Raw genomic sequence first — 26,340 nt, 5'->3', positions numbered from 1 at the left:
GTGTTATTCTTCTTCCTCTTCTTCAGCTTTATCTGTGTCTTTGTTTTGGTCTGTATTTTGGTCTTTATTTTGGTCTGTTTCTTTGTCTATATTTGTATCTTTTCCTGTATCTTCTTTATCTGTGTTGTTTGTATCTTTGTCTTTTTCTGCAGTAACGTTCTCTTCTTTTGAGTCTGGTTTTTTCTCTTCGGTATCTGTTTTTTCATTTGCGATATTATCTTTATTCTTAGTGGAATCTTTTGATTTGTTGTCTTTATCTTTATCTTTAGCTTCCGCTTTTGCACTTGTCTTTTTAGCGCCAATTTCAACGTGTTGCGAAGGTGCTGATTCTTTGCCGACTATGTCTACAGCTGTTACGTAATAAGATCCACCTGATCCGGCAGTGTAAACAAGATTACCCCCAGAATTAATGCTCGCCACTTTTCTACCATTTTTGTAGACACGATAGCCGACGACATCTCCTTCAGGGTGAAGCCCCCATGAAATCTTATTGTTACTTACAGTGATAGAAAGGGCATTAGGCGCTTTTCCATTATCATTAAGTGTCGCTTTCGTCCCGACGACATTGCCCCATTTTTCTCCTCCGGGAATTAAGGATCCGGGATCATCCACATATTTCAATCCGATATCTTCAAAGGACGCAGGATTCAGCATGAACCCACCGCTTGTGAATTCGCTCGGTGTTTGTGGAAGAGCCGCGTATCGTTTGCTGCCGACTGATACATATTGTCCATCTATGAAACTATTATCTGCTCTAGATGGGGCATATTTGGCGATGAATAAATCAGACTTGACAAGTCCAGCCTTTTGACATGAACTTGAAGGCAGAAGGCCTGAAACGCCACAGAAGGAACGACTGACAATTCCGCCGGGCATCTCAAACCGCTTATCAGGGTCGACGAGTTTTGAATCGACTTTGTATGCGGCATTTATCAAATCTGCCCAATAATAGATATTACGTTTATTATATTCAAGACCATTATAGGTCCCTTTTAAAGACTTCGGTGTGTCATAACCCATCCATGTACCGAATGTTACATTTGGATTAGTGGCGACAAACCAAGCATCCCAATAGTTTTGTCCAGTCCCGGTTTTACCTGCCCAGTCACTGGAGAAAGCAAGTCGGTTCCTGACCGAAGCCGCCGTACCGCTGTTTACGACATCCCGCATCATATCAAGCGTTAAATAAGCAGTTTGCGGTGAAAATACTTTTACTGGTTTTCCTTTGTGTTCATAGATGACCTCATCATCTTTTGATACGATTTTGTCAATCATATAAGCATCAACGAATTCCCCTGAATTGGCAAATGTGCCAAACGCATTGACATTTTCTTCAACGGTTACACCTTTGTCCAAGGCACCTAATGACATGGCACGATTTGAGTAATCTCCTTTTGTTAAAGATGTAAAGCCCATTTTTTCCAAATAGGAAACCGGATTTTGGTTGATGATTTTCATGTAAAATAGGGCAGCTGGAATATTATACGAATTCTTTAACGCTTCCCGAGCTGTCGTTAAGCCGGTGAGGCTTCCGCCGCCATAGTTTCCCGGCCGCCACGGCGTATTGCCTGGAATGGTAATTGGTACGTTGGCTGTTACACTCCCAGGTGAAATCTTTCCTAGCTCAATGCCTGGACCGTATACCAATAGCGGTTTCATCGTTGAACCATTTGACCGTAGTGATGATGTTGCATGGTTTGTTTGTTCCCGTTTAAAGTCACGTCCACCGACAAAACTGATGATTTTCCCTGTTTTATTTTCAATAAGGATAGCTCCCGCCTCAACGGGCTCTTTTACAGTTTTCATTTCTTTCGTATCCGGATCGATGACCTGTTCGGTTTTATCATATCCGAAATTTGGATAGTTTTTAGTTACTTCTTGCATTTGGTCATAGATCTTTTTATTGATTGTCGTATAAATTTTATAGCCGTTTTGACGCAGTTTACGATCAGCTAGTGCTAAATATTGCTTTTTTAAATCATCGTTCTCTAAATCTTTTTCTTCATATCCATCTTCTTTTGCTAAGCTAAGTGACAAAATTTCAATGGAACGTTTTTCTATTTCATAGGTGAGCCATGGATATTTCTCAGAGGGCAACGCCTTTTTACCGATAAAGTCTTTTGTTATGTCGTATGCGATTGCTTTATCATATTGTTCTTTTGTTATGTATTCATTGCTATACATTCGTTTTAATACGGTTTTCATCCGGTTAATTCCGGGCTCTAGATTATCTTTAAGTTTCCCTTGCTGGGTATATGGAGTATACCCAAAAGGACTTTGCGGTAATCCTGCAATAAAGGCAGATTGGGGTAAAGATAGATCTTTAGCTTCCACTCCGAAAATGCCTTCGGCAGCCGACTGGACACCAGCAATATTCTGTCCGGAAGAGTTTCGTCCCAAAGTGGAGACGTTTAGGTAGGTTTCTAAAATCTCTTCTTTTTCAAAGAACTTCTCGACCCGGAGCGCAAGTAAAATTTCTTTTGCTTTCCGTTCAAATGATACTTCGTTCGTTAAGACTTGGTTTTTTATGAGCTGTTGTGTTAAAGTACTTCCACCTGATTGAACGGATGCATTCGTAAATTCCTGATAAACTGCACGCAGGATAGCCTTCGGAACAACTCCGTTATGTTCATAAAAATACTCATCTTCTGTAGCGATGACTGCATTTTTAAGATGGTCGGAAACTTTATCGATGGACACTTCTTCACGATCAAGGTCACTCTTGAGCTTGCCCAAGTATACTTTATCCGCAAAGTATACCTCAGAGGTCTCTTCATAATTGTAAATGTCCTTTTTTAAATCATCCTTTGAGCGTACCGGCTCATTATTGACGAGGGCAGCGAAATAGCCGGCTCCAACGCCGCCGGCGAATGAGAATCCTAGAACCCCAACAATAATGAGGATCAACGTTAGGTTCCAAATGACTTGGTATGTAACCCTTGCATTTTTTTGTGTTTTTTCATTTTGAAAAAAACGGGTTAGCTGTTTCCATGCTGTTTGAAATCTATCTTTTTGATTATTATTCATGTATCATACCCCCTGAAATCACATATATTATAGCATATAACACGGAAGGGAAAGGCGAACTTTCATATTTTTCTAGAATCTGTAAGGGTGATGTTGACAATGAATGTTATGTATGATAAAAACTTATTAACAATAAAATTTATTAAAAAAGCGCGATGATAGGACCCAGTAGTCAAACTATCCCTGTTTTAGAGAGCCGGTGGTCAGTGGAAATCGGTACATATAGTGAGATGAATTACTTCCTTGAGCATTTGCTGTGAAATGATTAGTAGCAGGAAACGGTTGACGACCGTTATTCGTCTCGAGCGGAGGACGCTTTATGTCCTCAAGTTGGGTGGTACCGCGAATTTATTCGTCCCTTCATATTTATATGAAGGGGCGTTTTTGTATGCTTTTTGCGGGATATTTTCGGATTTGAAGGAGGAATTATAAAATGGAATTGCTAAAGGAACTCGAGTGGAGAGGGATTATTTATCAACAAACGGATGAAGAGGGCTTTAAGGACCTTTTAGAAAAAGAAAAAATTTCTTTATACTGTGGGGTAGATCCAACCGCGGATAGTATGCACATCGGACATTTACTGCCATTCTTAACAATGCGCCGTTTCCAACAGCACGGTCATCGTCCCCTTGTACTTGTAGGAGGGGCTACTGGACTTATCGGTGATCCAAGCGGTAAAAAAGAAGAACGCCAGCTGCAAACGTTGGAAAAAGTGCTTTATAATGCCGACTGTATTAAAGGGCAGCTATCCCATATCTTTGACTTCGAAGGTGAAAATGGCGCAGTTATGGTCAATAACTATGACTGGATAGGTAAAATCGACATGGTTACGTTTTTGCGTGATTACGGGAAATACATCGGCATTAACTACATGTTGGCAAAAGACACGGTTGCTTCCCGTTTGGAAACAGGGATTTCTTTTACGGAATTCGCGTATACAATTTTACAAGGGATCGACTTTGGTCATTTATACGATAATCATGACTGTAAGTTGCAAATTGGCGGAAGTGATCAGTGGGGCAATATTACGACTGGTCTTGAAATGATTCGTAAATCGCATGACGAGGAAGCAAAAGCGTTCGGCATGACGATTCCGCTCGTGACGAAAGCGGACGGAACGAAATTCGGTAAAACGGAAGGCGGAGCAATCTGGCTTGATCCGGAAAAAACGACTCCTTATGAATTTTACCAATTCTGGATTAATACAGCGGATGCTGATGTCGTGAAATACTTGAAATTCTTCACATTCCTATCACGTGAAGTAATTGAAGAGTTAGAGCAATCCGTGCAGACTGAACCGCATTTACGTAAAGCGCAAAAAGCTTTAGGGGAAGAAATGACACGTTTGATTCACGGGCAGGAAGCTCTTGACCAAGCAATCAAAATCTCTGCAGCTCTATTCAGCGGTGAGGTGAAAAATTTAAGTGCGGCCGAAATTAAATTGGGCTTTAAAGATGTTCCGACCTTTGAACGTGAAAGTAAGGAAGATATCAGCTTAGTTGATTTAATTGTTGAAGCGAAGATTTCTCCATCGAAGCGACAAGCTCGTGAAGATATTCAGAATGGTGCAATCTCCATCAATGGCGAGAAAGTGACTGATCTGCAATATGTCGTGGCTGAAGAGGTTAAGATTGAAGGAGAGTTCATCCTTGTTCGTCGCGGTAAGAAGAAATATACATTAGTGAAATGAGAAAACAAGGCCCGGCTGAATCTCAGCCGGGCCTTGTTTTGTCTGGAAGTTGAGTTCTGTGCACAAAAAAAAACCCCATCCAAGGATGAGGTTTTTTTTGAAGTTATTAACGAGAGTAGAACTCAACGATAAGAGCTTCGTTAATTTCAGCAGGCAATTCAGAACGTTCTGGTAAACGAGTGAAAGTACCTTCTAATTTCTCAGCATCAAAAGTAAGGAAGTCAGGTACGAAGTTAGTTGCTTCAACTGATTCTTTAATGATTGAGAAGTTACGTGATTTTTCACGAACTGAGATTGTTTGTCCAAGAGACACTTTGTAAGAAGGGATGTCTACGCGACTTCCGTCTACAGTGATGTGACCGTGGTTAACAAGTTGACGTGCTTGACGACGTGTACGAGCTAAACCAAGACGGTAAACTAGGTTGTCAAGACGTGATTCAAGAAGAACCATGAAGTTTTCACCATGAACACCTTTAAGTTTGCCAGCGCGGTCGAACATTGTGCGGAATTGACGTTCAGTGATTCCGTACATGTGACGAAGTTTTTGTTTCTCTTGTAGTTGAATTCCATATTCAGAAATTTTTCTACGTTGGTTAGGACCATGTTGTCCTGGAGCATAAGGGCGTTTTTCTAATTCTTTACCAGTACCTGTTAGGGAAATTCCTAAACGACGGGATAGTTTCCAGCTTGGGCCAGTATAACGAGCCATAGGATGACTCCTCCTTTAAATGTTTTTATTTTGGTAAAATAAAAACCGTGTGAATAAACGGTTATGACCATTTTGTTTTCATGTACCTTCGCCCTAGCAGCAGAGAGTTACGAGATACACCTCTGTATGGAGGAACAAAATGAGAACATAAAAGCTGTCACATAGGCTGCAATATTTTACACAAGGAGTATTGTATAATATTCTGCTCAATGAGTCAAGGACAGTTAGCTTTTCATTAAAAGGGAGTTTAAAGATAATTCAAGGGATAAAATTACAATTACATAAAAAAGTACTATTTTTGGGAGAGTTTTTCCGATGAAAGCGTTATAATAAGTAAAAAGTATGAATTTCAATAAATAGTTTCCTGGGAACTATTACTATAAGTTTCGATAAATCTAGTTTTTTGCTTCGTTTTAAAGTGGAAGTATTATGAAACCTTAAAAGGTTCTTTAAAAAATAGGCTGTAATATAGGGATGATAGAGATGAAGATTAAAACAGCTCGGTTGATTAATGAATTAAGAGTACTTTTCTTTAAACACATACAGAATATGCAAGGTGAACTCCATTACGAAACATTCTTGGAGACTTTTTTATTTGAGACGAAAGACCTGCTAGGTATGGAAGAGGTAATGTTCTTTAAATTTGATGAGTGGAAACAGCAATTTTATAAAGAAACCTCTACCGGATGTTTTCACGATTATAACATGCAGGTTCCTGTACAAGAGTATATAGAAATGATCTTGAAAGAACAGAAAGATGATAGAGATGTAACAGTAAGTATGCAGCAGGAAGTAAAGGATTTCCAGACTGTTATACCACTTTGGGATAATGGTAAGATCATTGGATTAACGGCCTTCAAAGAACGGAAAAATGGCTCTCTTACAAGCCTTACTCCGGAAGAAGGGGCTGCTTTTTCTAAAGAATTCACCACAATCTTGAAAGCTGCGTTATCAATTTCTAAGATATCAGATGAGGAAAGACGATATAAACAACTCTTCAAGGTCACAGAAAAATTTCATTCTTCAATGAACATGGACGCGGTCTTAGGGGAAATTATCTCGACGTTGCACACTGTTTACCCAACCTTTGATTATTACCTGCTGCTCTCCCATGATAATGACAGCCATGAAAACCTGCCAATCAAGGACCTCGAATATGATAGTGAGAATGTGGCTGCACTAAAGGCTTATGTAAACGGTAGCATACAATTTGAGGATCACTCATCTGAAAATCACTCTATTTTATATGCTCCTTTAAAAGGTAAACAAGGGGTCTATGGCGTTCTTCAGGTTATTGCGCCTAATACACTCGTGTTCCCTGAAAATGAAATTGAGTTTATTTCATTGTTGGCTAATACTGCTGGAAGTGCCTTGGAGAATGCTCAACTGTATCAACAATCAAAACGACTTGTTTCAGATTTACAGCTTATAAATGAGACATCACAGCATTTAAATTCCAATCTGCGCTTGAGTGAAACCATGGAATATATGAAGCAGCAATTTATTAAGTCCTTTCATGCTGATCAGACAGGATTTATTCTGCTCCATCCTGGTGACAAAGTGAGTTTATTGACAGGAAGCTCTGAGTTTTTTGATTCAGAGGAGGCGAGTATGTATATATCTTTCCTGAAAGGTAAGATTGATGTTGATAAGGAATCACTGTTTATCGGGGATTTAAGTATTCATTGTCCCAATGAAAATGTGAAATATCATTCCCTAATGGCAGTTCCAATGATGGAAAGTAATGATGTTAAGGGATTCGCTGTTATTTTGCATAAGGAAGCCTATTTCTTCTCATTTGAAATGTTTAAGTTGTTACAGTCACTTATCCACCACTCAAGTTTGGCGATGGCCAATTCCATGCTTCGTGAAGAACTTGAAAAACTGGTCATTACCGATCATTTAACCCGACTGTATTCAAGGAGTTATCTCGATGATAAAATGTCCGAATCCATGGAAGAGGATGAAGAGGGCACTTTCATTATGATTGATCTTGACAACTTCAAGAGGGTTAATGATACATATGGTCATCAGGTTGGAGATGATATTCTGATCCAGGTCGCTGATCTCATTCAACATAATATTCGTGATACGGATATCGGGGCCAGGTGGGGCGGAGAAGAGCTAGCTATTTACCTTCCACGTGTTCCTTTAGAGTCAGGTGTTCGCATTGCCGAACGAGTAAAGGATAAGGTCTGGGAGAAATCCAATCCTAGAGTGACGATTTCCTGCGGCGTGTCCTGTTGGTCAAAAGAACATTTAGATAACATGAAAGAGGTAGTTAAAAGGGCAGATGAGGCGTTATATATTGCGAAGAATTCAGGGAAAAACAAAGTTCATGTACATGGATTTCTGTAACAATAAAAGGGAGCGGCATGGATTGCCGCTCCCTTTTTACTCTATAAACGCTTGGTTAGGATGTCCGCGAATTTCTCGAGTCCTTGCTGATCCACTTCGTCAAATCGGTTCGTAATTGGGCTGTCGATATCAAGAACGGCAATTAGTTTGCCCTCCTTCATAAGGGGTATGACAATTTCAGAACGTGATGCAGCATCGCAGGCAATATGTCCTGGGAACTGATGGACATCATCGACGCGCAAGGTTTTTTTTGTGGCCGCTGAGGTCCCGCATACGCCTTTGCCCATTGGAATGCGGACACAGGCTGGAAGGCCTTGGAAAGGTCCTAGCACCAATTGGTCTTCTTCAAGTAAATAGAAGCCGACCCAGTTAATCTCAACGAGAAATTGATTCAGTAAAGCAGCGGCATTACTGAAATTGGCTATCTGATTTGGTTCATCTTCTATTAAGGCAAAGAGCTGTTTTTGGACAAGTTCATAGTTTTTTTCTTTTTTTCCTTGATACATTTCGACATTAAACAAAAGGGTTCACCTGTCTTCCTCATATTTTTACAGTACTTTCTAGTCAAGCCTATTGATTGGAGAGAAATTGTCGAGAACTTACTAAAGGATTCAAGCTCTTCAATGCAGAAATAGTCCACAAGACTTGTCTCAAAGAAAGCGAGGGATTGCCTAATGAATCGCCAGACGCCAACGAAACAAGCTATTGTGGAAGCTGCTTTACATTTATTTCATTTAAAAGGCTATCATGCGACATCCATACGGGATATTGCGAATAAAGCGAAAGTGAATGCTGCTAATATTGCTTACTATTTTAAAAATAAGCAGGGGTTGCTAGAATTCTGCTTCACTTCCTATTTAGAAGAGTATATTCTCGTCCTTGAGACGAACATGACGCTGCTGGATCATAAAGGTCCAAAGCAATGCTTGATGAATTTGGTAAAGGATATTCTTACATTCCAAAGAGAAAACTTCCTGGCAGCTCGATTTATATATGGAGAATCTTCACTCGATTCAAATTTAAACCGGGAAATTCATTCGACTTATTTTACAAAGGAAAAGTCTTATTTTCAATATGTTTTGGAACAAGGCATTAAAAGCAGAAGTTTTCAGTCGGTCTCTATCCCCTTGTATATGCTGCAACTAAAGGGCCTGCTCTCGGCTCCGGTCCTGCATACCCATTATGCGATGGAGGTCCTTCATGTGTTCCCACAGGAAGCCTATTACACAAATTTATATGCTGAGGAAGTCGCTCGTTTTCTGCAAGATACATTATTTATTGCCGAAGACCTCCAGCCCCTGCTTGCGGGACGGGCCTGAAGTGTTTACGTGATTTACCCGTTGAATTCTGGAATCAACGATTCAAATCCCTGGCCTAAATCTTTAGCCTGGTGTGCATCGGAACCATAAATAAGCGGGATGCCAAGGTCTATGGCACGCTTTGCAAACCGTTCAGGAGGATAGGGCTCACGGCATAGCGGCTTTACGAACCCTGCTCCATTATAATCAAGTGCATATTGTTGTTCATTGATCATATCCAATACCCTGTAAACACGGTCGTCAAAGCTTTTTGCAGGTGGGTATCGGTGCTGGAATTTATGAACAAGTGTAATATGTCCTATCCTTTTTGGCTTATAGATGCCTAGGTCAGCTGTGATTGATTTCTCTAAGGTATCGTAATATTTGGCATAAACCGCTTCGATGGAACCTAGTTTATTGGCAATCTCACCAAACGCATCATCACTGAAATCGATGCAATGCCAGTTGCTTTCCTGCTTTATGAAATGGACGGAAAGAATGCTGTCATCAATGAATTCGCCGAATTCATTGAGAAAATCTTTTGTTTCAGTTTCATAACCTTCTATAAAGTCAACCTCTAGACCACTTTTGATCAGGATTTTGTCTTTATAGTGTTCTTTCAGGACGCGGAGCTCTTGAAAGTAATCTAGGAGCATGGAAGCTTCCATACCGCTGTCTTTTTCAGGTGTTGGATCTTGAAAATTTCGTGGCAAAGGAGCATGTTCTGTAAATGTGATTTCCTTTAATCCTAGCTCAATTCCCCGCGTAATATATTCATCGAATTTGTCCGTAGAGCCGTGTGGGCAAAACGGAGTATGTACATGTCTGTCAGCTTTCATGGCCATTCCCTCCCAAAAACCCGGTATTTTGTAGCAATTTTCCACAAAAAAATCTTTTTCTCATCAAAAATTATTGCTAACATGGTATCATAAAAGCATTAAATTTAACATTTTTAAAATTGATATATAAAAGAGCGAGGCTGTAAGGACTAGAACAGGGGGCTTACCATGGATTACATACTTGGGATAATTGTATTAATTTTAATTTTTATTATTTGGGGTTATTTTTTCAAAAAGAGGTTTTTTAAAGAGATTGATCGTCTGGAATCCTGGAAAATAAGCATCATGCACCGCCCCGTGCTAGAAGAGCTTTCTAAAGTCAAACAATTGAACATGACTGGTGAAACAGAGGAAATGTTTGAAAACTGGCGTATTGAATGGGACGCTATCATCACGGATCATATGCCGGAAGTCGAGGAGCTTTTATTCGATGCCGAGGAGTTTGTCGATAAATACCGTTTCAGCCGTTCAAAAGAGGTACAGCGGCAAATTACAGTCAAGCTGAATGAAATTGAAGAAATGATTAAAAAGATTCTGTACGAATTAAATGAACTTGTAGGAAGTGAGGAAAAGAATAGATTAGAAATTGAGGATATTAAGGAAACTTACCGTCAATTGAAGAAATCATTGCTTGCACACCGCCATAATTATGGGAAAGCTGCTGAAAAGCTAGAGGCCTCTTTGGATGAAGTATTGCAGATCCTTCAAAAGTATGAAGAAGAAACTGAAAATGGGAATTATTTGAATGCAAGGGAGCTTGTACTTTCCATAAAGGAAAAGCTTGCAGTCTTATCTGCTAAAATGGAGATGCTTCCAAAATTATTGGTTGATAGTCAATCCGAACTGCACTCACAACTTCATGAATTAAAGGATGGATATGAGGAAATGTCCGGACAGGGGTATCAGTTAAGTCATATCCAATTCGAGCAGGAGATTTCACGGCTTGAGGAAGAACTGGATCTATATAAAACACAATTGGAAAATGCCGAAACTGAAGCTGTTGATAAAGGGATTAAAGAGATGCGCGAAAGCATTGAGGTGCTTTATGACCTTCTGGAGAAAGAAGTGCTTTCCAAACAGTATGTCTTGAAAAATGATGAAGTCCTCAGGAAAACGATAAGTGACCTTGAATATGAAAACGATAAACTCAAAGTTGAGACTATACATGTTCAACACACCTATCATCTAACTGAAAATGAGTTGGATGCACAACGGAAAATGGAAAAGCAAATAGTGCAGATTTCGAAACGCCATCAATTGCTTGTCTTGAAAATGGAGGATAATGTGATGGCAAGCTCACTTATCAGCGAAGAGATGCGAGGGCTTGCTGCACAGTTGAACGAATTGCAGGAATACCAGAAAGAATTTACTGTTAAATTACAAGCTTTAAGAAAAGATGAAATGGATGCACGTGAATCACTGGCGGAGTTGAAACGGAAAATGCTTGATACAAGCCGTTTAATTGCAAAAAGCAATATCCCTGGTCTGCCTGAAGAGTATAAAGTGGTGCTTCATGATGCAAAAGAAAGCATAGATGACGTTCAAAACAAACTTGAAGAAAAGCCGCTTGACATGGCAGCTGTTTATATCTTTTTAGAAAAAGCAGTCGAACAGGTCAATAAGGTCTACGAAAAGGCGCAAGAGCTGATTGAGCATATGTATTTAGCGGAAAAAGTGATTCAATTCGGAAATCGCTACCGCAGCAGCCACGATACCGTTGCTGATAGCTTAAGAGAAGCAGAAGCGAAATTCCGAAGCTATGAATATCAAGCTGCATTGGAAACAGCGGCCGCGGCTATTGAAAAGGTCGATCCAGGCAGCTTACGAAAAATTGGAGAGAATATAGAAGAAGTTCTTTCCTAAAAACCCGCTATGGCGGGTTTTTTCGTGTGTTTTATTAATGGTAGAACAACATAAAGTTAAGATAACTTCATATTCGTTATTCAAAATATTGACTAAAAAAAGTATGAAACGTGATAGATTTCTTGCAGAACGAGTTTTGAGAAGAAAATATAATTAATGTCTATTAAAACAATATCCATACAACTCTCCTTTCGTGTTTTCACAGGTGTTTGACCAGCGTTTTACATTCTCTTTCAATTTCAATTATGGTAATATTAGAAGTCGCAACAACAACATTTGAAACGACATATAGAAGTGTGACCATCATAGATACAAAAACATGGAAGGTGAACCCATGATTTATTTTGATAATAGTGCAACAACAAAACCATATTCAGAAGTGATTGAATCTTTCATAAAGGTTTCAACTGACTATTTTGGCAACCCCTCTTCGCTTCACGGGCTTGGGGTTCAGTCAGAAAAATTGCTTTCTGCTGCAAGAAAACAGATTGCTGAATTATTAAACGTGAAAAGCTCGGAAATTTATTTTACTTCCGGGGGTACAGAAGGAAACAACCTGGCGATTAAAGGAGCCGCTTTTTCACGTGCTAACCGAGGGAAACATATTATCACGACAGCAATTGAACATCCTTCTGTAGAAGATGCATGCCATTCATTAACGAAACAGGGATATGAAATTACTTATCTTCCTGTAAATGAATATGGTCAGATAGCATTAGCAGATCTCAAACATGCTTTAAGAGAAGATACCATTTTGGTATCCGTTATGCATGTTAATAATGAAGTGGGCTCGATACAACCAATTGTTGAAATTGGAAAATTGTTGAGGGAATACCCACAGGTACTCTTCCATGTTGATAACGTTCAGGGGGCTGGAAAGATTTCTCTTTCACTGCGTGATGCTAATGTGGATTTATGTACCATTTCAGGTCACAAAGTTCACGGTCTAAAGGGAACAGGCATCCTTTATATACGTGATGGCGTCCGGATCGATCCGCTTTTTCACGGTGGCAATCAAGAGACGAAAATCAGGAGCGGTACCGAAAATGTGGCGGGAATCGTCGCTCTTTCAAAAGCCTTCCGTATTAGTATGAACAACCAGTTGCTGTATCATGATAAGCTACAGCAAATCAATAAATATTTATATAAAGGTTTGCAAGAGATGGATGGAGTACTAGTTAACAGTCCTGAAGAGGGAGCACCTCATATTTTGAATTTTTCCGTTCCGGGACTCAAATCAGAAGTATTGCTTCATGCTCTTGAAGCGGATGGGATATATGTTTCGACAACTAGTGCCTGCTCTTCGAAAAAGAGAACGGTAAGCAAAACGGTAGATGCAATGTTTCATAATCAAGCTCGTTCCGAAAGTGTTATCCGAATCAGTACTACCTATAGCAATGAAATGGAAGAAGCAGAAAAAGTTCTGGCGGCGATACAGAAAATAGTCGTTAATTTAGAAAAAATAATGAGGGTTGCAAAATGAAATTTGATCATATAATTATTCGCTATGGCGAAATCTCTACGAAAAAAAGAAACCGTAAAGGCTTTGTGGACAAGATGAAGGCGCATATCCGCTGGAGTTTAAAGGATATCGAGGGCGTTGTGCTTACAGCCAATCGGGAACGGATGTATGTTCTCTTAAACGGGGTCGACCATAAGCCCGTTATTGAACGATTAAAAGGAATTTTTGGCATCCAGTCTTTAAGTCCTGCGATTAAAATTGAACGTGATTTAGAAGTGATGAAAACGGCTGCGTTATATTATCTTAATCATACTCTTGAAGAAGTGGGCACGTTTAAAATCACGACAAAACGAGCAGATAAAGACTTTCCATACAATACCGATGAAATTAACCGGGCACTTGGCGGCCATTTGCTGCGCAACACAGAAGATTTAAAGGTGGATGTAAAAAATCCGGATTTGAATCTGCTTGTTGAAGTAAGACGTGAAGCAGTGTATTTAACGGGTGAGATCATTCAGGGAGCTGGTGGTCTTCCATTTGGTTCAAGCGGAAAGGCAATGCTGATGCTTTCAGGAGGGATTGATAGCCCTGTTGCCGGATTCCTATCCATGAAACGTGGATTGGATGTAGAAGCCATCCATTTTTACAGCCCTCCTTTCACAAGCGAGCGTTCACGTCAAAAGGTAATTGACTTGGCCGGCAAGCTTGCTGAGATAAATGGCAGCATGAAAGTGCATATCGTTCCGTTTACGGAAATTCAGCTGTTAATTCAAAAACAGATTCCAGAGAACTATTCTATGACGACAACTCGTCGTTTAATGATGCGAGTAGCCGATCAAATCCGTGAAAAAGAAGAAGCAATGGCACTGATCACAGGTGAAAGCCTTGGACAGGTAGCGAGTCAGACGATGAGCAGCATGTATGCCATCAATGAGGTGACGAATACACCAATTCTACGTCCGTTGATTACAATGGATAAAACGGAAATCATCAAAATTGCCAGAGAGCTCGATACCTTTGAAATTTCCAATCTTCCATACGAAGATTGTTGCACGGTCTTTACGCCAGCAAGTCCTAAAACAAAACCGAAACGTGAAAAAGTCAATTACTATGAAAGCTTCGTTGACTTCGAATCGTTAATAGCAAAAGCGGTGTCGGACACAGAAGTATTGACGGTTACACCAGGGCAGACATTCGATAAAGAAGAAGCAATGGAAGATTTATTTTAATATCCTAGAATTACCAATAAATAAGTACGAATGAAGCCATGTGTTTTAACACACTCTATAATCACAAGGAGGTGAAAAACACATGGCAAACAACAACAGCTCAAACGAATTATTGGTACCTGGAGTAGAACAAGCTCTAGAACAAATGAAATACGAAATCGCTTCAGAATTCGGCGTACAACTTGGTGCCGATACAACATCTCGCGCTAACGGTTCAGTTGGTGGAGAAATCACAAAACGCCTTGTTCAAATGGCTGAACAACAATTAGGCGGAGGATACAAACGATAATTTAATAAATATGGCTACAGAGAGCGGGTTCTTAACCCGCTCTCTTTATTTATTTGTAAAAATACATAGATATATTAGAGAAGTATCTTGTATAATGAGTAGGTACTAAGAGTTCATTATTGGAGGGGAAGCAAATGAAACGTGAAGATTTATTAGCTCCGGAACATTACAACTTAGTGAGTGAAATGGAACATTTTGCAAAAAATCCAGAAAAAGTTGCTGTACTTTGGGAAAACGAATCCGGAGACAAAAAACAACTTACATATGAGAACTTAATAAAAAGTGCAAATAAAATCGGGAATGCCTTCCAGAAAAAGGGGCTTGGGAAAGGTGATACGGTCCTTATCATCATCCCACGTTTAGTAGAAGCTTATCAAGTGTATTTAGCCGCTTTGAAAATCGGCATGATTGTTATTCCGTGTTCTGAAATGCTCCGCGCGAAGGATTTGGAGTTTCGAATCAATCACGGTGATGTAAAAGGAATTGTTAGTTATCATGAATACACTCATGAATTTGATGAAGTAAAGGGAGCGGAAAACCTTCTTAAATTCTCAATCGGAAAACAAATGGAGAATTGGCTTGATTTGAATGAGCTTGCTGACGCGGAATCTGATCAGCTGCCTATGGCAGCTACAAAGAGTGAGGATATGGCCTTCTTATCGTATACTTCCGGAACAACAGGAAATCCCAAAGGAGTCGTCCACACACATGGATGGGCGTATGCCCATCTGAAAACGTCTGCAGCAAACTGGCTGGGCATTAGTGAAGGAGATGTGGTTTGGGCAACGGCTGGACCTGGGTGGCAAAAATGGATTTGGAGTCCGTTTTTGGCGGTTCTTGGCACAGGAGCAACTGGCCTTGCTTATCACGGAAAGTTTGAAGCGAAAAAATATCTACAGTTGCTGCAGGACTACAAAGTGAATGCGCTATGCTGTACACCAACAGAATACCGTCTGATGGCCAAGGTGGATAACCTTGACGACTATAATCTATCCGATCTTCATAGTGCTGTATCAGCGGGGGAACCTTTAAACCAAAAAGTGTTTGAGGTTTTTAAAAACCATTTTCATATCGAAGTCCGCGATGGATATGGACAAACTGAAAACACACTGTTGGTAGGTGTAACAAAAGGCATGGAAATTAAACTGGGCTCAATGGGCAAACCAACTCCGGGCAATCATGTAGAAATCATTGATGATACCGGTAAGCCTTGTCCTCCTGGTGTGGTAGGGGATATTGCTGTGCATGTAAATACACCGGCTCTCTTTAAAGAATATTTTAAAGATCCAGAGCGAACAGCAAAGCAATTCCGTGGTGACTACTATATAACTGGCGATCAAGCGAAAATGGATGAAGAAGGCTATTTCTGGTTTGAAGGTCGTTCTGACGATATCATCATCAGCTCTGGATATACGATTGGACCATTTGAAGTAGAAGATGCACTCGTTAAACATCCATATGTGAAAGAATGTGCTGTTATAGCCAGTCCTGATGAAATACGCGGAAATGTGGTTAAAGCGTACATCGTGTTAATAGACGAAATAGATCCGAACAGCCCAGACTTAATTAAGACACTGCAAAAGCATGTAAAAGAATTGACAGCGCCGTATAAATACCCAAGGAAGATTGAATTTTTAGAAGAACTTCCTAAAACGACCTCCGGCAAAATCAAACGAGTAGATTTAAGGAAAAGAGAAGAGACACTTCTTAATAAATAAATCAAAATCATTACCGTCAGCCCTCCGGCTGGCGTTTTTTTTAATAACAGAGGATTTTTCAAAATCAAAAATATGGGAATTCATGAAATGAGATGTTACACTTACTGCATATTACGAAACATTTAATAAGGAGTGTAAAACGGGGATGGGAACGTTATGGTTCAATGGGTCGATTTATACGATGATAAAAGAAGAAGATCAAGTGGAGGCAGTCTTCACTGACAATGGTGTGATCGTTGATACCGGCAGGCTTGCCTATATAAAAGAAAAATATGCTGACAATATTTCCAGGGAAATCGACTTAAAAGGACAAACTATGCTGCCGGGATTAGTGGATAGTCATCTTCATTTGGTCGGGCATGGTGAACGACTGCTCCGTTTAGACCTTTCTTTGATGAATAGCCGGGAGTCCATCATGAGTTCCGTAAAGAAAAAGTGCGAAATAACACCGTCTGGAAAGTGGATTGTTGCTGAGGGCTGGAATGAAAATGAATGGCCTAGTTCTGAATTGATTCTACGAGATGAACTAGATGCCATATCTACAGAGCATCCAATCGTATTAAAACGAGTATGTCGTCATGCCCTGGTCGTTAATTCTCGTGCCCTTTTAGAAGCAGGGATTACAGAAGAAATAGAAGAACCGTCAGGCGGAGTAATCTGCCGTTATCCCGATGGGCGTCTAAATGGTTTGTTTAAAGAAAATCAGGCCCAGAACCTTGTGTTAGACCGTCTTCCCGGCATTGACCAGAGCTATATCGAAAACGCGCTTACAGAGGCCATACAAGACGCATATAAGCTTGGTTTGACTGGTGGGCATACAGAGGATCTTTTTTACTACAATGGCTTCATGCCGACTTATCAGGCGTTTAAATCGGTCATTGAGGGCCGAAACATGACCTTTCGTGCCAATTTGCTCGTTCATCACCAAGCATTTGAAGAGATGCTGGCATCCGGTGGGCGGTATCAAGAAGGCACCCGATATATTAAATTCGATAGTATGAAGATATTTACCGATGGCTCATTAGGAGGACATACGGCCCTGTTGAGTGAGCCTTATGAAGATCAACAGGATACGAATGGTGTGGCTATTTTCACTGAAAAGGAACTGCAGGAATTGGTGCAAAAAGCAAGGCAGGCTGATATGCCGATTGCTGTTCATGCCATTGGTGATCTCGCATTTGATTATGTCCTGAATGTGATTGAAGCTTTTCCACCTAAAAAGGGTCTTCGGGACCGGCTTATACATGCACAGATTGTTCGCCCAGAACTCTTGGAGCGTGCGGCAAAACTACCGGTCATCTTTGATATTCAACCAGGTTTCGTACCGTCCGATTTTCCATGGGTCGAAGAAAAGGTTTCAGCAAAATTATTGGAATCCTCTTATGCCTGGAAAACGTATTTGAAGCTGGGGATCATTTGTGCGGGAGGGTCAGATGCACCGATTGAACCATTAAATCCAATTTTGGGGATTCATGCAGCTGTTACAAGGAAAAAGATTAACAGTGATGATGAAACAGTGTACGGCATGGATGAAAGGCTGTCTGTTTATGACGCTTTCGCGCTTTATACAAAAGGCAGTGCGGCTGCGATTGGTCTTGAAAACCGGCGTGGTCAGATCATAAAGGGATACGACGCCGATTTTACCGTATTTAACCGGGATGTCTTAGCTATAGAGCCAGATGATCTTCTGAAAGTTGAAGCGGTCATGACGGTCATTGATGACCGAATAATGTATGATAAAAAATAACAGTTGCAAAACATGAAATAGGTAAGCAAAATATTAATAGGATTTCGATAAAGGAATGTAATTAGAAAGAAGGCAGGTTATGAAAATAAATGAACAAAAAGAAGGGGCGATATATGCCGCCCTTTCTTATTTAATGTGGGGAGTCGTACCAATTTACTGGAAGTTCCTTCAGGGAGTCGGTGCAATAGAGATTTTAGCTCAGCGGGTGTTATGGTCTTTCGTCTTCATGCTTGTTTTATTGATGTTTATGAAAAAATGGGGAGCATTTCTTGATTATGTCAAAAACATAATGGGAAATCCCAAATTATTCGCGGCATTGCTTACGGCATCACTGCTTGTTACAGCTAATTGGGGAGTGTTCATATGGGCTGTTAATTCGGGCCGGATTCTCGACACGAGCCTCGGCTATTATATCAATCCGCTAGTCAGTGTTTTGTTGGGAGTAATAGTCTTAAAGGAAAAATTGAGCGGGGTACAGATTGTGTCGTTCCTGCTCGCAGGAATCGGTGTATTGATACTTGGTATTCATTTCGGTACGATCCCCTGGGTCTCTCTAGTCTTAGCCATGACATTTGGGTTATACGGTCTGGCAAAAAAAATGATAAAGGCAGAATCAGCAATCGGACTGACACTCGAAACGATGATGGTAACCCCTCTTGCTCTAGGTTACTTGATATATTTGATGTTCCAATCCGAATCACAATTTTTAACCTCAGGGAGCACAAGCTTGCTGTTAGTTGGCGGTGGGATTGCCACGGCTCTACCGCTATTATATTTTGCAAAAGGGGCAGAAAAGATACCGTTATCGATGCTTGGCATTTTTCAGTATATTGCTCCAACCTTAACCTTGTTAATCGGGGTATTTGTCTATCATGAAAGTTTTACAAAAGCACATCTTTTAGCCTTTTTATTCATTTGGTCTGCCTTGGTGGTTTATACGCTTTCCATTACAAAATGGGGGAAGGCAGGGACACGTAGGTTTAAAGAAAAAAGAAACTTTGGTGCATAAAAAGAAAAAAACGCTTGAGGAAATCCATTTCCCAAGCGTTTTTTTTATAGTGATACACGTCACTCTGAAAAAAATTGTTAGTCAGTGTCGAGTTTCACAAGCTATTAAAATAAACGAAAAGTGATTCAAAATCTATATCTTTAATAAGAGAAACGGTTAATCCTACGCTAGAAAAGTTCTCGAGCCTATTTCAGAAACAATTATATTGGATAGGCAGTCATGAAGCGACACGGAGTTATTACGGGGGATATTTGGCTTGAATTGACTATAGTGGGAACTATTTATGCTTACAATATGCTTTGTTAGGAACGCTGATATGATGGCATTCCACTTTCTATTGCTATTTAATTCATCGATGATTCCTTGTTGATTGGTAATCCCAATCCCATGGCCATAAAAGAGGTTTTCTCCAAGGAATATCGCATTTTCCCCTTGCCATTCTGGAGTGCTCGGGTCGTAATCTGGGTTTTTGAAGTAAACACAGTCGCCTGGTACATAATCCGTCCCTTCATGAACTCGAAGAATCAAATTCTGCGGATAGTGCCAGTCATAAAGAGTAAGGCCTGAAAAAAGACGGTCAAAATTCTTAGGACCAACCGTATCTAAAACAGCTTTTAAAAAAACAATGACAATCGCTGTCCCGCATTCGAAAGCGTAAAGACTTCCGTTTATGAAAATATCCTCAAGTGCCAGATGAGGGGGTACGCTTGGTTTAAGCTCAAATGCTCCATCTTTTGTAAGTCGCCAATATTGTTCATTGCATACAGAATCCTCGAGTATTGTAAATTCAGGATTACTCTTATCTAACGAAACAGCAGCTTTATTGACTTGCAGCCTCATCTCTATATCGAATTTAAGATCTTCCATTGTCTTATATACAAAAATATTCGGATATTTCCACATTAATTGGAGAATTTCTAATGCTTTTTCAGATATTATACCTGGTTGGATTTGACTGACATCTAACCATTTTTGATTAATTTTTATCATAATCATATCCACCTCTTGGTCACAAAATTAAATGATTAATTCAAGTAGTTCAAGAACTATCTACAGTGTAATAATAATTATTATATGAGTTGCTGAACAATACTGATCAAATTTTATTCCTATTACTGAGGATGATCAGAATGGCCCATCGTTAGAAGAAGCAAATTAGTATTCCCTTTTCTGTATGAATTGATATAATGAGAGAGAAAAGTTCATATGTGCAAGAAATGTAGGGGAGCCGGTATTGCTGGCTGAGATTGCGTCCTTAAGATGCTGACTCTTTGAACCTGATCTGGATGATGCCAGCGGAGGGAACATATCATGACTGACTTTCTGTTTTGTATGTTAACGTCCGAATTCATCCTCGGGCGTTTTTGTTTTTTAATCTATTATTTGGATGGGGACTGGCACCCAATAAAGTTTCGGCATATGGACCTTATATAATGTGTAGGAGGAAAAATAGTGAATAAATTATTGCCACTGATAACTTTGTTATTCCTTTTAGCTGGATGTGGTGCTGGCGGCACTACTGAAAAGGAAGAAGCAGGTAAAAATGAAGACAATAAAGAATTAAAAAAGGTTTCGGTTGTTCTCGATTGGACACCGAATACAAACCATACAGGATTGTATGTAGCGAAGGAAAAAGGGTATTTTAAAGAACAAGGCCTGGATGTAGAAATTATCATGCCAGGTGAGGCAGGAGCTGATAAGCTTGTGGCTTCAGGGAAATCAGAATTTGGCGTGAGCTACCAGGAGGGCATTACACAGGCTCGCGTGCAAGGCGTGCCGATTGTTTCGTTAGCGGCTGTCATCCAGCATAATACCTCAGGATTCGCTTCTCCTGTGGCTAAAAATATTAAAACACCTAAGGATTTTGAAGGGAAAACGTATGGTGGCTGGGGGTCTCCAGTTGAAAAGGCTATCATCGAATCTCTCATGACAAAAGATAATGCGGATGTAAATAAAGTGGAAATAGTAAATACAGGCGACTCGGATTTTTTCACTTCAGTGAAAAGAGATATTGATTTCGCTTGGATTTATTATGGATGGACAGGTATTGAGGCTGAATTGCGAAATGAAAAGCTGAATATGGTTTACTTAACTGATTACTCAGATAAGCTCGATTACTATACGCCTGTTTTGACCACAAATGAAAAGATGATTAAAGAGGATCCAGATACTGTTAAAGCGTTCGTAGAGGCAACTTCGAAAGGGTACCAGTTTGCGATTAAGAATCCTGATGATGCGGCAGACATTTTAATCAAGGCTGCACCAGATCTAGATAAAAAGCTAGTGAAGAAAAGCCAGAAGTGGCTTGCATCTAAGTATCAGGATGATGCTCCTAGATGGGGTGAACAAAAGCTTGAAATTTGGAAGAATTATAGTGAGTGGATGACTGAAAATAATCTTCTTGAAGGTGATTTCGATCCTGAGAAAGCATTTACCAATGAATTTTTACCACAATAGGAGGAACTACAATGGCAAACTCATTAATTAGTATACAAATTATTCCTAAAGGGGAAAATGTCATCCCCTTAGTCGATGAAGCGATCAAAATCATCGATGAATCAGGTGTCAAGTACGAGGTGCACCCGCTTGAAACAACAATGGAAGGTGAGCTTTCTGAGCTTCTGGCCGTTATAGAAAAAATGAATGTGAGAATGATTGAAATAGGTTCGCCGAATGTCATTTCCCAAGTGAAAATATTGTACCAGCCTAGCGGAATCACGATGGATACGTTAACGGAGAAATATCGGCCATGAGCGGAAGAAAGATTTGGAAGAAGGGGGCTCCCTTCTTTCTTTTATTATTGTTGCTAATAGTGTGGGAGTTAGCAACAGGCTTATTAAAGGTTGAAAAATGGCTACTTCCTGCTCCATCAGCCATTTTTATCGAGGGAATAGAGTCGTTTCATAGCCTTTTTGGACACCTTATATCAACTACTAACCTTGCATTATCTGGTTTTTTTATTGGAAGCTGTATTGGCTTAGTAATTGCTGCTCTCTTACACCTTTTTCCTGGTGTAAAAGATGCGGTTTATCCGCTTCTCATTCTATCACAAAATATTCCTATCATCGTTTTGGCGCCGCTTCTAGTCATCTGGTTTGGCTTTGGTATGCTGCCGAAGCTGATTGTGATTTCTCTCGTATGTTTTTTCCCTCTCGCTGTTGCTTCATTGGACGGTTTTCGCCAGACTCCTTATGAACTTAAGCATTATTTCAAGATGATGGGAGCAGGGAAAATGCAACTATTTTGGAAGCTAGAACTTCCTCACTCGATTCCGTTCATTTTCTCCGGACTGAAAATTTCGGCCACTTACAGTGTAATGGGGGCGGTTATTTCGGAGTGGCTTGGGGCTAAATCGGGGATAGGTGTTTATATGACGCTCGCATCCTCTTCATTTAGGACAGATCGGGTGTTTGTTTCCATTTTTATCATTATGGGACTGAGTCTTCTCTTTTTTGGAATCATTACCATACTTGAAAGATACTTTGTTTCATGGAAGAGAAAGGAGGGTGAAAAGGATGAAGCTGCAAATTAAAGATGTCTCCTATTCTTTCGATGGTAAACAGAATATTTTAGAGAATATAAATTTCTATGTGGATGATGGAGAGTTTGTAACCATCCTTGGGCCATCTGGCAGTGGGAAAAGTACATTGTTTCACCTAATCGGGGGCATTTTGAAGCCGCATCATGGCATCATTTCACTGGACAGTAAAAAAATAAATGGCTTAAAGGGTCATATAAGCTATATGCCTCAGCAGCCATCCCTTTTACCTTGGAGAACGGTATTAGAAAATGTTTTGCTAGGAAGCGAGCTTTCGGGGGTTAAAGATAAAGAAATGGCAAAAGCTCTATTGATGAAAGCCGGATTAGAAGAGTACGAGAAAGCATATCCGCACGAATTATCTGGCGGCATGAAGCAAAGAGCTGCGTTTATTCGAAGTATTTTAAGTCCACAGGAATTGATGTGCCTGGACGAACCCTTTTCTGCCTTGGATGAACTGACAAGATTGCAAATGCAAAAATGGCTGATGTCTGTTTGGGAAGAAAATCGGAGGTCGGTGCTTTTTGTTACGCATAGCATTGATGAAGCGGTTTTCCTTTCCGATAGAATATACGTGTTATCAGCAAAACCAGCAACTGTCATCAAAGAAGTTGTAGTTCCATTTCCAAGGCCAAGAAGTGAGGAACAGCTTCTTAGTGATGAATTTTTCAATTTGAAGAGAGAATTATATGCCGCACTAAAGCCAACTTTTACTACTTAAGTTAGGAGGGAATATAAAATGAAAATCATCGACAGCCATATCCATTTGGATAGGTATGATGAAAGTAAGCAGAAGCAGATTCTCACTGATATGGAAAAGGCACAAGTGGAATCCTTGCTAACTGTTTCCATGAATTTGACCTCGTCCATAAAAAATTATCAGCTTTCCATCAAAGATTCACGTATTAAGCCTGCCTTTGGTTTTCATCCTGAGCAGTCCCTCCCAAGTGAAGAAGAAGTGAATGATTTATTGAGTTGGATGCGGGGACATAGGCACAATATGTTTGCTGTAGGTGAGGTAGGGCTGCCATATTACTTAAGGCAAGAAAATCCCAGTATAGATACATCAGAGTACATAGAGATACTTGATAGGTTCCTTGCTTTTGCGAAAGAGTTTGAAAAACCAGTTATTCTTCATGCGGTCTATGATGATGCGCCTGTTGTTTGCGACCTATTAGAGAAAAATCAAATTACAAAGGCCCATTTTCATTGGTTTAAAGGGGATATCCAAACAGTAGAAAGAATGGTCAAAAACGGGTACCACATTTCCATCACACCTGATGTTTGTTACGAAGAAGAAATACAGGAGTTAGTTTCGGTTTATCCGCTTAAGCTGATGATGCTTGAAACGGATGGCCCATGGCCGTTTGAAGGGGTTTTCAAAAGGGAATGGACCCATCCGGGCATGATGCATGACAGTGCACGTCAAATTGCTTCAATTAAAAACTTACCAATTGAGATTGTATATGAAACCCTTTATCAAAATACCAAAGATTTTTATCATATATAAAAAGGGACCAGATATTATATCTGGTCCCTTTTTAGAAGTTTTATAAAAAGGTCCGTTTTACTTTTTCCCAAAAGGAGTTGTCTTTCAGCTTAACGGTTTTGATGACTTTACCGCTTAATCGGATCTTGACCTTTTCGACATAACTAATGCTCAAGGCCTCATTGTCCAAGCCAATGATTGGATAGCTTGGCCCGTTTTGTTCAAGGTGAACAGTCAATGTTTTATCGCCGCTTAGGATGAATGAAGAACCCAAGGTCCGATAGGTATTGTTATTGATTGAAGCGAGCTCGCTTACCTGAAAGCATGGGAGAAGCGGGTCCACAACGGCCCCATTGACCGATTTATTATAGGCTGTGCTTCCGGTCGGTGTCGCTATAATGATTCCGTCCCCACGGAAGGTTTCAAAATGGATTTGATCAATGAAAATATCCATGATGAACGTTTTGATGATAGAAGTGCGGATACTGAGTTCGTTGAGGGCATAAAAGGAAGGTTGGTCATCTAGTTGAATATCAATAGTTGGGTATTTGCGCACCTCGATTTGCTCTCTAGTCATGGCATCAATCATTTTGTTTGTATCTTCTAGGTGGAAATCACAATACATATTCAAATTTCCTGTGGTGGAAACGCCAGCATATAAACAATCTTCTCTGAATCCGGTTTTACGGACTGCCTGCAAAAAGGTGCCGTCATCACCAATACTTACGATAATGTTGGCTTTTGTGAAGTCTTGGATGATTTCATACGAATATTGCTTTGCTAACTCGGCTAGACGTTCGACCTTGTTCAGCATCTCTGCATTTGAAGCATGGAAAAAATAAATATTCTTTCGAGTGTTCATCATGATCCCCCTAGTATGTATAGTGATGAAAGGGCTTTCTTTTTTCTGTATAAGGGAAAGCCGATATTACAAAGTGTACCTTCTCATTTCCAATTAGAGGATTATTTGCTACAATTTTATATGTCTTAGTTTATCATGGATTGAAACATTTTTGTATGCAGTTCGTATGGTAAGAAGGATATATATATTTAAGGGGGAACACAGATGAATGGAAAGCGTTGGGCAGCACTTGGAATCGCAGCCGTTTTATTTTTTGTCTCTATTATTGTAGGGACGGCTACGACTGTATTTACAGCTGATACGGAAAATATTATTGATGAATTATTTGCTTCCGACAGCGAGTTTTACGAAGAAGTTATAGAAGGCGAAGATTTCTCAAATGTTATTGCGGTATTTGATGTAGAAGGTACAATCCAAGATACTGGAGAAGCTTCATTACTTAGTTCAGCAACATATAATCACAGAGCCTTCATGGATAAGTTGAAAATGGCTGAAGAAAATGACGATATTAAAGGAATTATCTTGCGTGTAAATTCTCCTGGCGGCGGTGTTGTGGAAAGTGCTGAGATTTATGATAAGATCCTTGATATTAAAAAGGTGAAAAAACCAGTTTATGTTTCTATGGGTTCAATGGCAGCTTCTGGCGGATATTATATTTCTGCTCCAGCTGATAAGATTTATGCTAGCCCAGAAACAATGACGGGTTCACTTGGGGTCATTATGCATGGGTATAATTACGAGAAACTAGCTAAAAAGTATGGAGTTGAGTTTGAAACAATCAAAAGCGGTCCACACAAAGATATTATGAGTCCGTCTCGGGAAATGACTGATGAAGAACGCGAAATCCTCCAAAATATGATTGATAATTCTTATGATCAATTTGTTAAAATCATTGCCGACGGGCGCGGTATGACAGAGAAGGAAGTACGTAAAATAGCTGATGGCCGGATTTATGATGGACGTCAGGCGAAAGAAAACCATTTAATTGATGATTTCGGCCATTTGGATGATGTAATTGCCGCGATGAAAACGGATATCGGTAAAAAAGACGCGCAAGTAATCCGTTATACAGATGAGGCAGGTTTCGGTTCATTATTCAGTATGGGAGCGCAAAAAATGTTGGGCAATGATGTGGAAACGGCTGTTTTGACAAAAATCCTTTCCTCTTCAAATTCTCCACGCTTAATGTATTTGTATGCGGAATAGGGGGGCT

22 protein-coding genes, 1 riboswitch and 1 other annotated feature are annotated in these 26,340 nt (G+C 40.0%); of the genes, 16 read left to right on the top strand and 6 right to left on the bottom strand.

Translation table 11 applies throughout. The features are described 5' to 3' along the window. Positions 1-3: 3 nt before the first annotated feature. Entirely contained in the window at positions 4-3,027 is a 3,024-nt protein-coding gene (locus JFV29_RS21235; RefSeq protein WP_201186209.1) for a transglycosylase domain-containing protein, read from the bottom strand. Positions 3,028-3,173: 146 nt separating this feature from the next. After that, positions 3,174-3,390: a binding site (T-box leader), on the top strand. A 70-nt stretch (positions 3,391-3,460) separates the two neighbouring features. Between JFV29_RS21235 and tyrS the strand changes: the two genes are divergently transcribed. Beyond that, positions 3,461-4,717 carry a tyrosine--tRNA ligase gene (gene tyrS, locus JFV29_RS21230; RefSeq protein WP_201186208.1) on the top strand — a complete coding sequence of 419 codons (1,257 nt, stop codon included), beginning with the start codon at positions 3,461-3,463 and terminating at the stop codon, positions 4,715-4,717. A 106-nt stretch (positions 4,718-4,823) separates the two neighbouring features. On the opposite strand, the gene rpsD is transcribed toward tyrS, so the two are convergent. Continuing rightward, positions 4,824-5,426 carry a 30S ribosomal protein S4 gene (rpsD, locus tag JFV29_RS21225; RefSeq protein WP_053347316.1) on the bottom strand — a complete coding sequence of 201 codons (603 nt, stop codon included), beginning with the start codon at positions 5,424-5,426 and terminating at the stop codon, positions 4,824-4,826. A gap of 483 nt (positions 5,427-5,909) precedes the next feature. On the opposite strand from rpsD, the gene JFV29_RS21220 reads away from it, so the two are divergent. Then, a complete protein-coding gene (locus JFV29_RS21220) occupies positions 5,910-7,784 on the top strand; it encodes a sensor domain-containing diguanylate cyclase (RefSeq protein ID WP_201186207.1) in 1,875 nt (624 codons plus the stop codon). A 41-nt stretch (positions 7,785-7,825) separates the two neighbouring features. On the opposite strand, the gene JFV29_RS21215 is transcribed toward JFV29_RS21220, so the two are convergent. Further along, positions 7,826-8,305, bottom strand: coding sequence for a GAF domain-containing protein (locus JFV29_RS21215; RefSeq protein WP_201186205.1), 480 nt, complete (start codon positions 8,303-8,305; stop codon positions 7,826-7,828). A 153-nt stretch (positions 8,306-8,458) separates the two neighbouring features. Between JFV29_RS21215 and refZ the strand changes: the two genes are divergently transcribed. Beyond that, positions 8,459-9,103: a forespore capture DNA-binding protein RefZ gene (gene refZ / locus JFV29_RS21210; protein WP_056529403.1), complete on the top strand. Its 645-nt coding sequence runs from the start codon at positions 8,459-8,461 to the stop codon at positions 9,101-9,103. A 14-nt stretch (positions 9,104-9,117) separates the two neighbouring features. On the opposite strand, the gene hisJ is transcribed toward refZ, so the two are convergent. After that, a complete protein-coding gene (hisJ, locus tag JFV29_RS21205) occupies positions 9,118-9,921 on the bottom strand; it encodes a histidinol-phosphatase HisJ (RefSeq protein ID WP_201186202.1) in 804 nt (267 codons plus the stop codon). Between the two features lie 168 nt (positions 9,922-10,089). Here hisJ and ezrA point away from each other — a divergent pair, with 168 nt between their 5' ends. The 7 genes from ezrA to rarD all read left to right on the top strand — a co-directional run bounded on the left by ezrA (position 10,090) and on the right by rarD (position 19,238). Next, on the top strand, positions 10,090-11,784 hold the full coding sequence (gene ezrA, locus JFV29_RS21200) for a septation ring formation regulator EzrA (RefSeq protein ID WP_201186201.1): 1,695 nt from the start codon (positions 10,090-10,092) through the stop codon (positions 11,782-11,784). A gap of 334 nt (positions 11,785-12,118) precedes the next feature. After that, positions 12,119-13,267, top strand: coding sequence for a cysteine desulfurase family protein (locus tag JFV29_RS21195; protein WP_201186200.1), 1,149 nt, complete (start codon positions 12,119-12,121; stop codon positions 13,265-13,267). Next, entirely contained in the window at positions 13,264-14,475 is a 1,212-nt protein-coding gene (thiI, locus tag JFV29_RS21190; RefSeq protein ID WP_056529393.1) for a tRNA uracil 4-sulfurtransferase ThiI, read from the top strand. The genes JFV29_RS21195 and thiI overlap by 4 nt, the downstream gene beginning before the upstream one ends. A gap of 82 nt (positions 14,476-14,557) precedes the next feature. Beyond that, entirely contained in the window at positions 14,558-14,764 is a 207-nt protein-coding gene (locus tag JFV29_RS21185; RefSeq protein ID WP_056529390.1) for an alpha/beta-type small acid-soluble spore protein, read from the top strand. Positions 14,765-14,898: 134 nt separating this feature from the next. Then, complete coding sequence (gene mbcS / locus JFV29_RS21180; protein WP_201186199.1) at positions 14,899-16,482, top strand: acyl-CoA synthetase MbcS; 1,584 nt, start codon at positions 14,899-14,901, stop codon at positions 16,480-16,482. 145 nt (positions 16,483-16,627) lie between these two features. Then, positions 16,628-18,229 carry an amidohydrolase gene (locus JFV29_RS21175; protein WP_201186198.1) on the top strand — a complete coding sequence of 534 codons (1,602 nt, stop codon included), beginning with the start codon at positions 16,628-16,630 and terminating at the stop codon, positions 18,227-18,229. 79 nt (positions 18,230-18,308) lie between these two features. Continuing rightward, positions 18,309-19,238, top strand: a complete 930-nt coding sequence (gene rarD / locus JFV29_RS21170) for an EamA family transporter RarD (RefSeq protein ID WP_201186197.1) — start codon at positions 18,309-18,311, stop codon at positions 19,236-19,238. A 162-nt stretch (positions 19,239-19,400) separates the two neighbouring features. On the opposite strand, the gene JFV29_RS21165 is transcribed toward rarD, so the two are convergent. Then, on the bottom strand, positions 19,401-20,228 hold the full coding sequence (locus JFV29_RS21165; RefSeq protein ID WP_201186196.1) for a protein-glutamine gamma-glutamyltransferase: 828 nt from the start codon (positions 20,226-20,228) through the stop codon (positions 19,401-19,403). Positions 20,229-20,449: 221 nt separating this feature from the next. Continuing rightward, a riboswitch (TPP riboswitch) is annotated at positions 20,450-20,559 on the top strand. Positions 20,560-20,690: 131 nt separating this feature from the next. On the opposite strand from JFV29_RS21165, the gene JFV29_RS21160 reads away from it, so the two are divergent. From JFV29_RS21160 to JFV29_RS21140, 5 genes are read left to right on the top strand one after another with little or no spacing between them, the layout of a single operon-like run. Then, positions 20,691-21,695 carry an ABC transporter substrate-binding protein gene (locus JFV29_RS21160; protein ID WP_309558004.1) on the top strand — a complete coding sequence of 335 codons (1,005 nt, stop codon included), beginning with the start codon at positions 20,691-20,693 and terminating at the stop codon, positions 21,693-21,695. A gap of 11 nt (positions 21,696-21,706) precedes the next feature. Next, positions 21,707-21,991 (top strand): thiamine-binding protein, encoded by a 285-nt coding sequence (locus JFV29_RS21155; protein WP_053347303.1) that lies wholly within the window; start codon positions 21,707-21,709, stop codon positions 21,989-21,991. Beyond that, the gene (locus JFV29_RS21150; protein WP_201186194.1) at positions 21,988-22,770 is read left to right on the top strand and encodes an ABC transporter permease; all 783 of its coding nucleotides are present in this window, start codon (positions 21,988-21,990) and stop codon (positions 22,768-22,770) included. Before JFV29_RS21155 ends, JFV29_RS21150 begins: the two co-directional genes overlap by 4 nt. Then, positions 22,754-23,497, top strand: a complete 744-nt coding sequence (locus tag JFV29_RS21145; protein ID WP_057219336.1) for an ABC transporter ATP-binding protein — start codon at positions 22,754-22,756, stop codon at positions 23,495-23,497. The genes JFV29_RS21150 and JFV29_RS21145 overlap by 17 nt, the downstream gene beginning before the upstream one ends. An 18-nt stretch (positions 23,498-23,515) precedes the next feature. Beyond that, positions 23,516-24,286 carry a TatD family hydrolase gene (locus JFV29_RS21140; protein WP_201186193.1) on the top strand — a complete coding sequence of 257 codons (771 nt, stop codon included), beginning with the start codon at positions 23,516-23,518 and terminating at the stop codon, positions 24,284-24,286. A 40-nt stretch (positions 24,287-24,326) separates the two neighbouring features. On the opposite strand, the gene JFV29_RS21135 is transcribed toward JFV29_RS21140, so the two are convergent. After that, positions 24,327-25,127, bottom strand: a complete 801-nt coding sequence (locus tag JFV29_RS21135) for an NAD kinase (RefSeq protein WP_201186192.1) — start codon at positions 25,125-25,127, stop codon at positions 24,327-24,329. A gap of 204 nt (positions 25,128-25,331) precedes the next feature. On the opposite strand from JFV29_RS21135, the gene sppA reads away from it, so the two are divergent. After that, positions 25,332-26,333: a signal peptide peptidase SppA gene (gene sppA, locus JFV29_RS21130; RefSeq protein WP_201186191.1), complete on the top strand. Its 1,002-nt coding sequence runs from the start codon at positions 25,332-25,334 to the stop codon at positions 26,331-26,333. The last annotated feature ends 7 nt before the right edge of the window (positions 26,334-26,340 follow it).

It is taken from the genome of Peribacillus sp. TH16, from assembly GCF_016651095.1.
GTDB classification, from domain to species: domain Bacteria; phylum Bacillota; class Bacilli; order Bacillales; family DSM-1321; genus Peribacillus; species Peribacillus butanolivorans.
The sequence above is the reverse complement of the archived record's forward strand: the minus strand, read 5'-3'. Positions and strand labels throughout refer to the sequence as shown.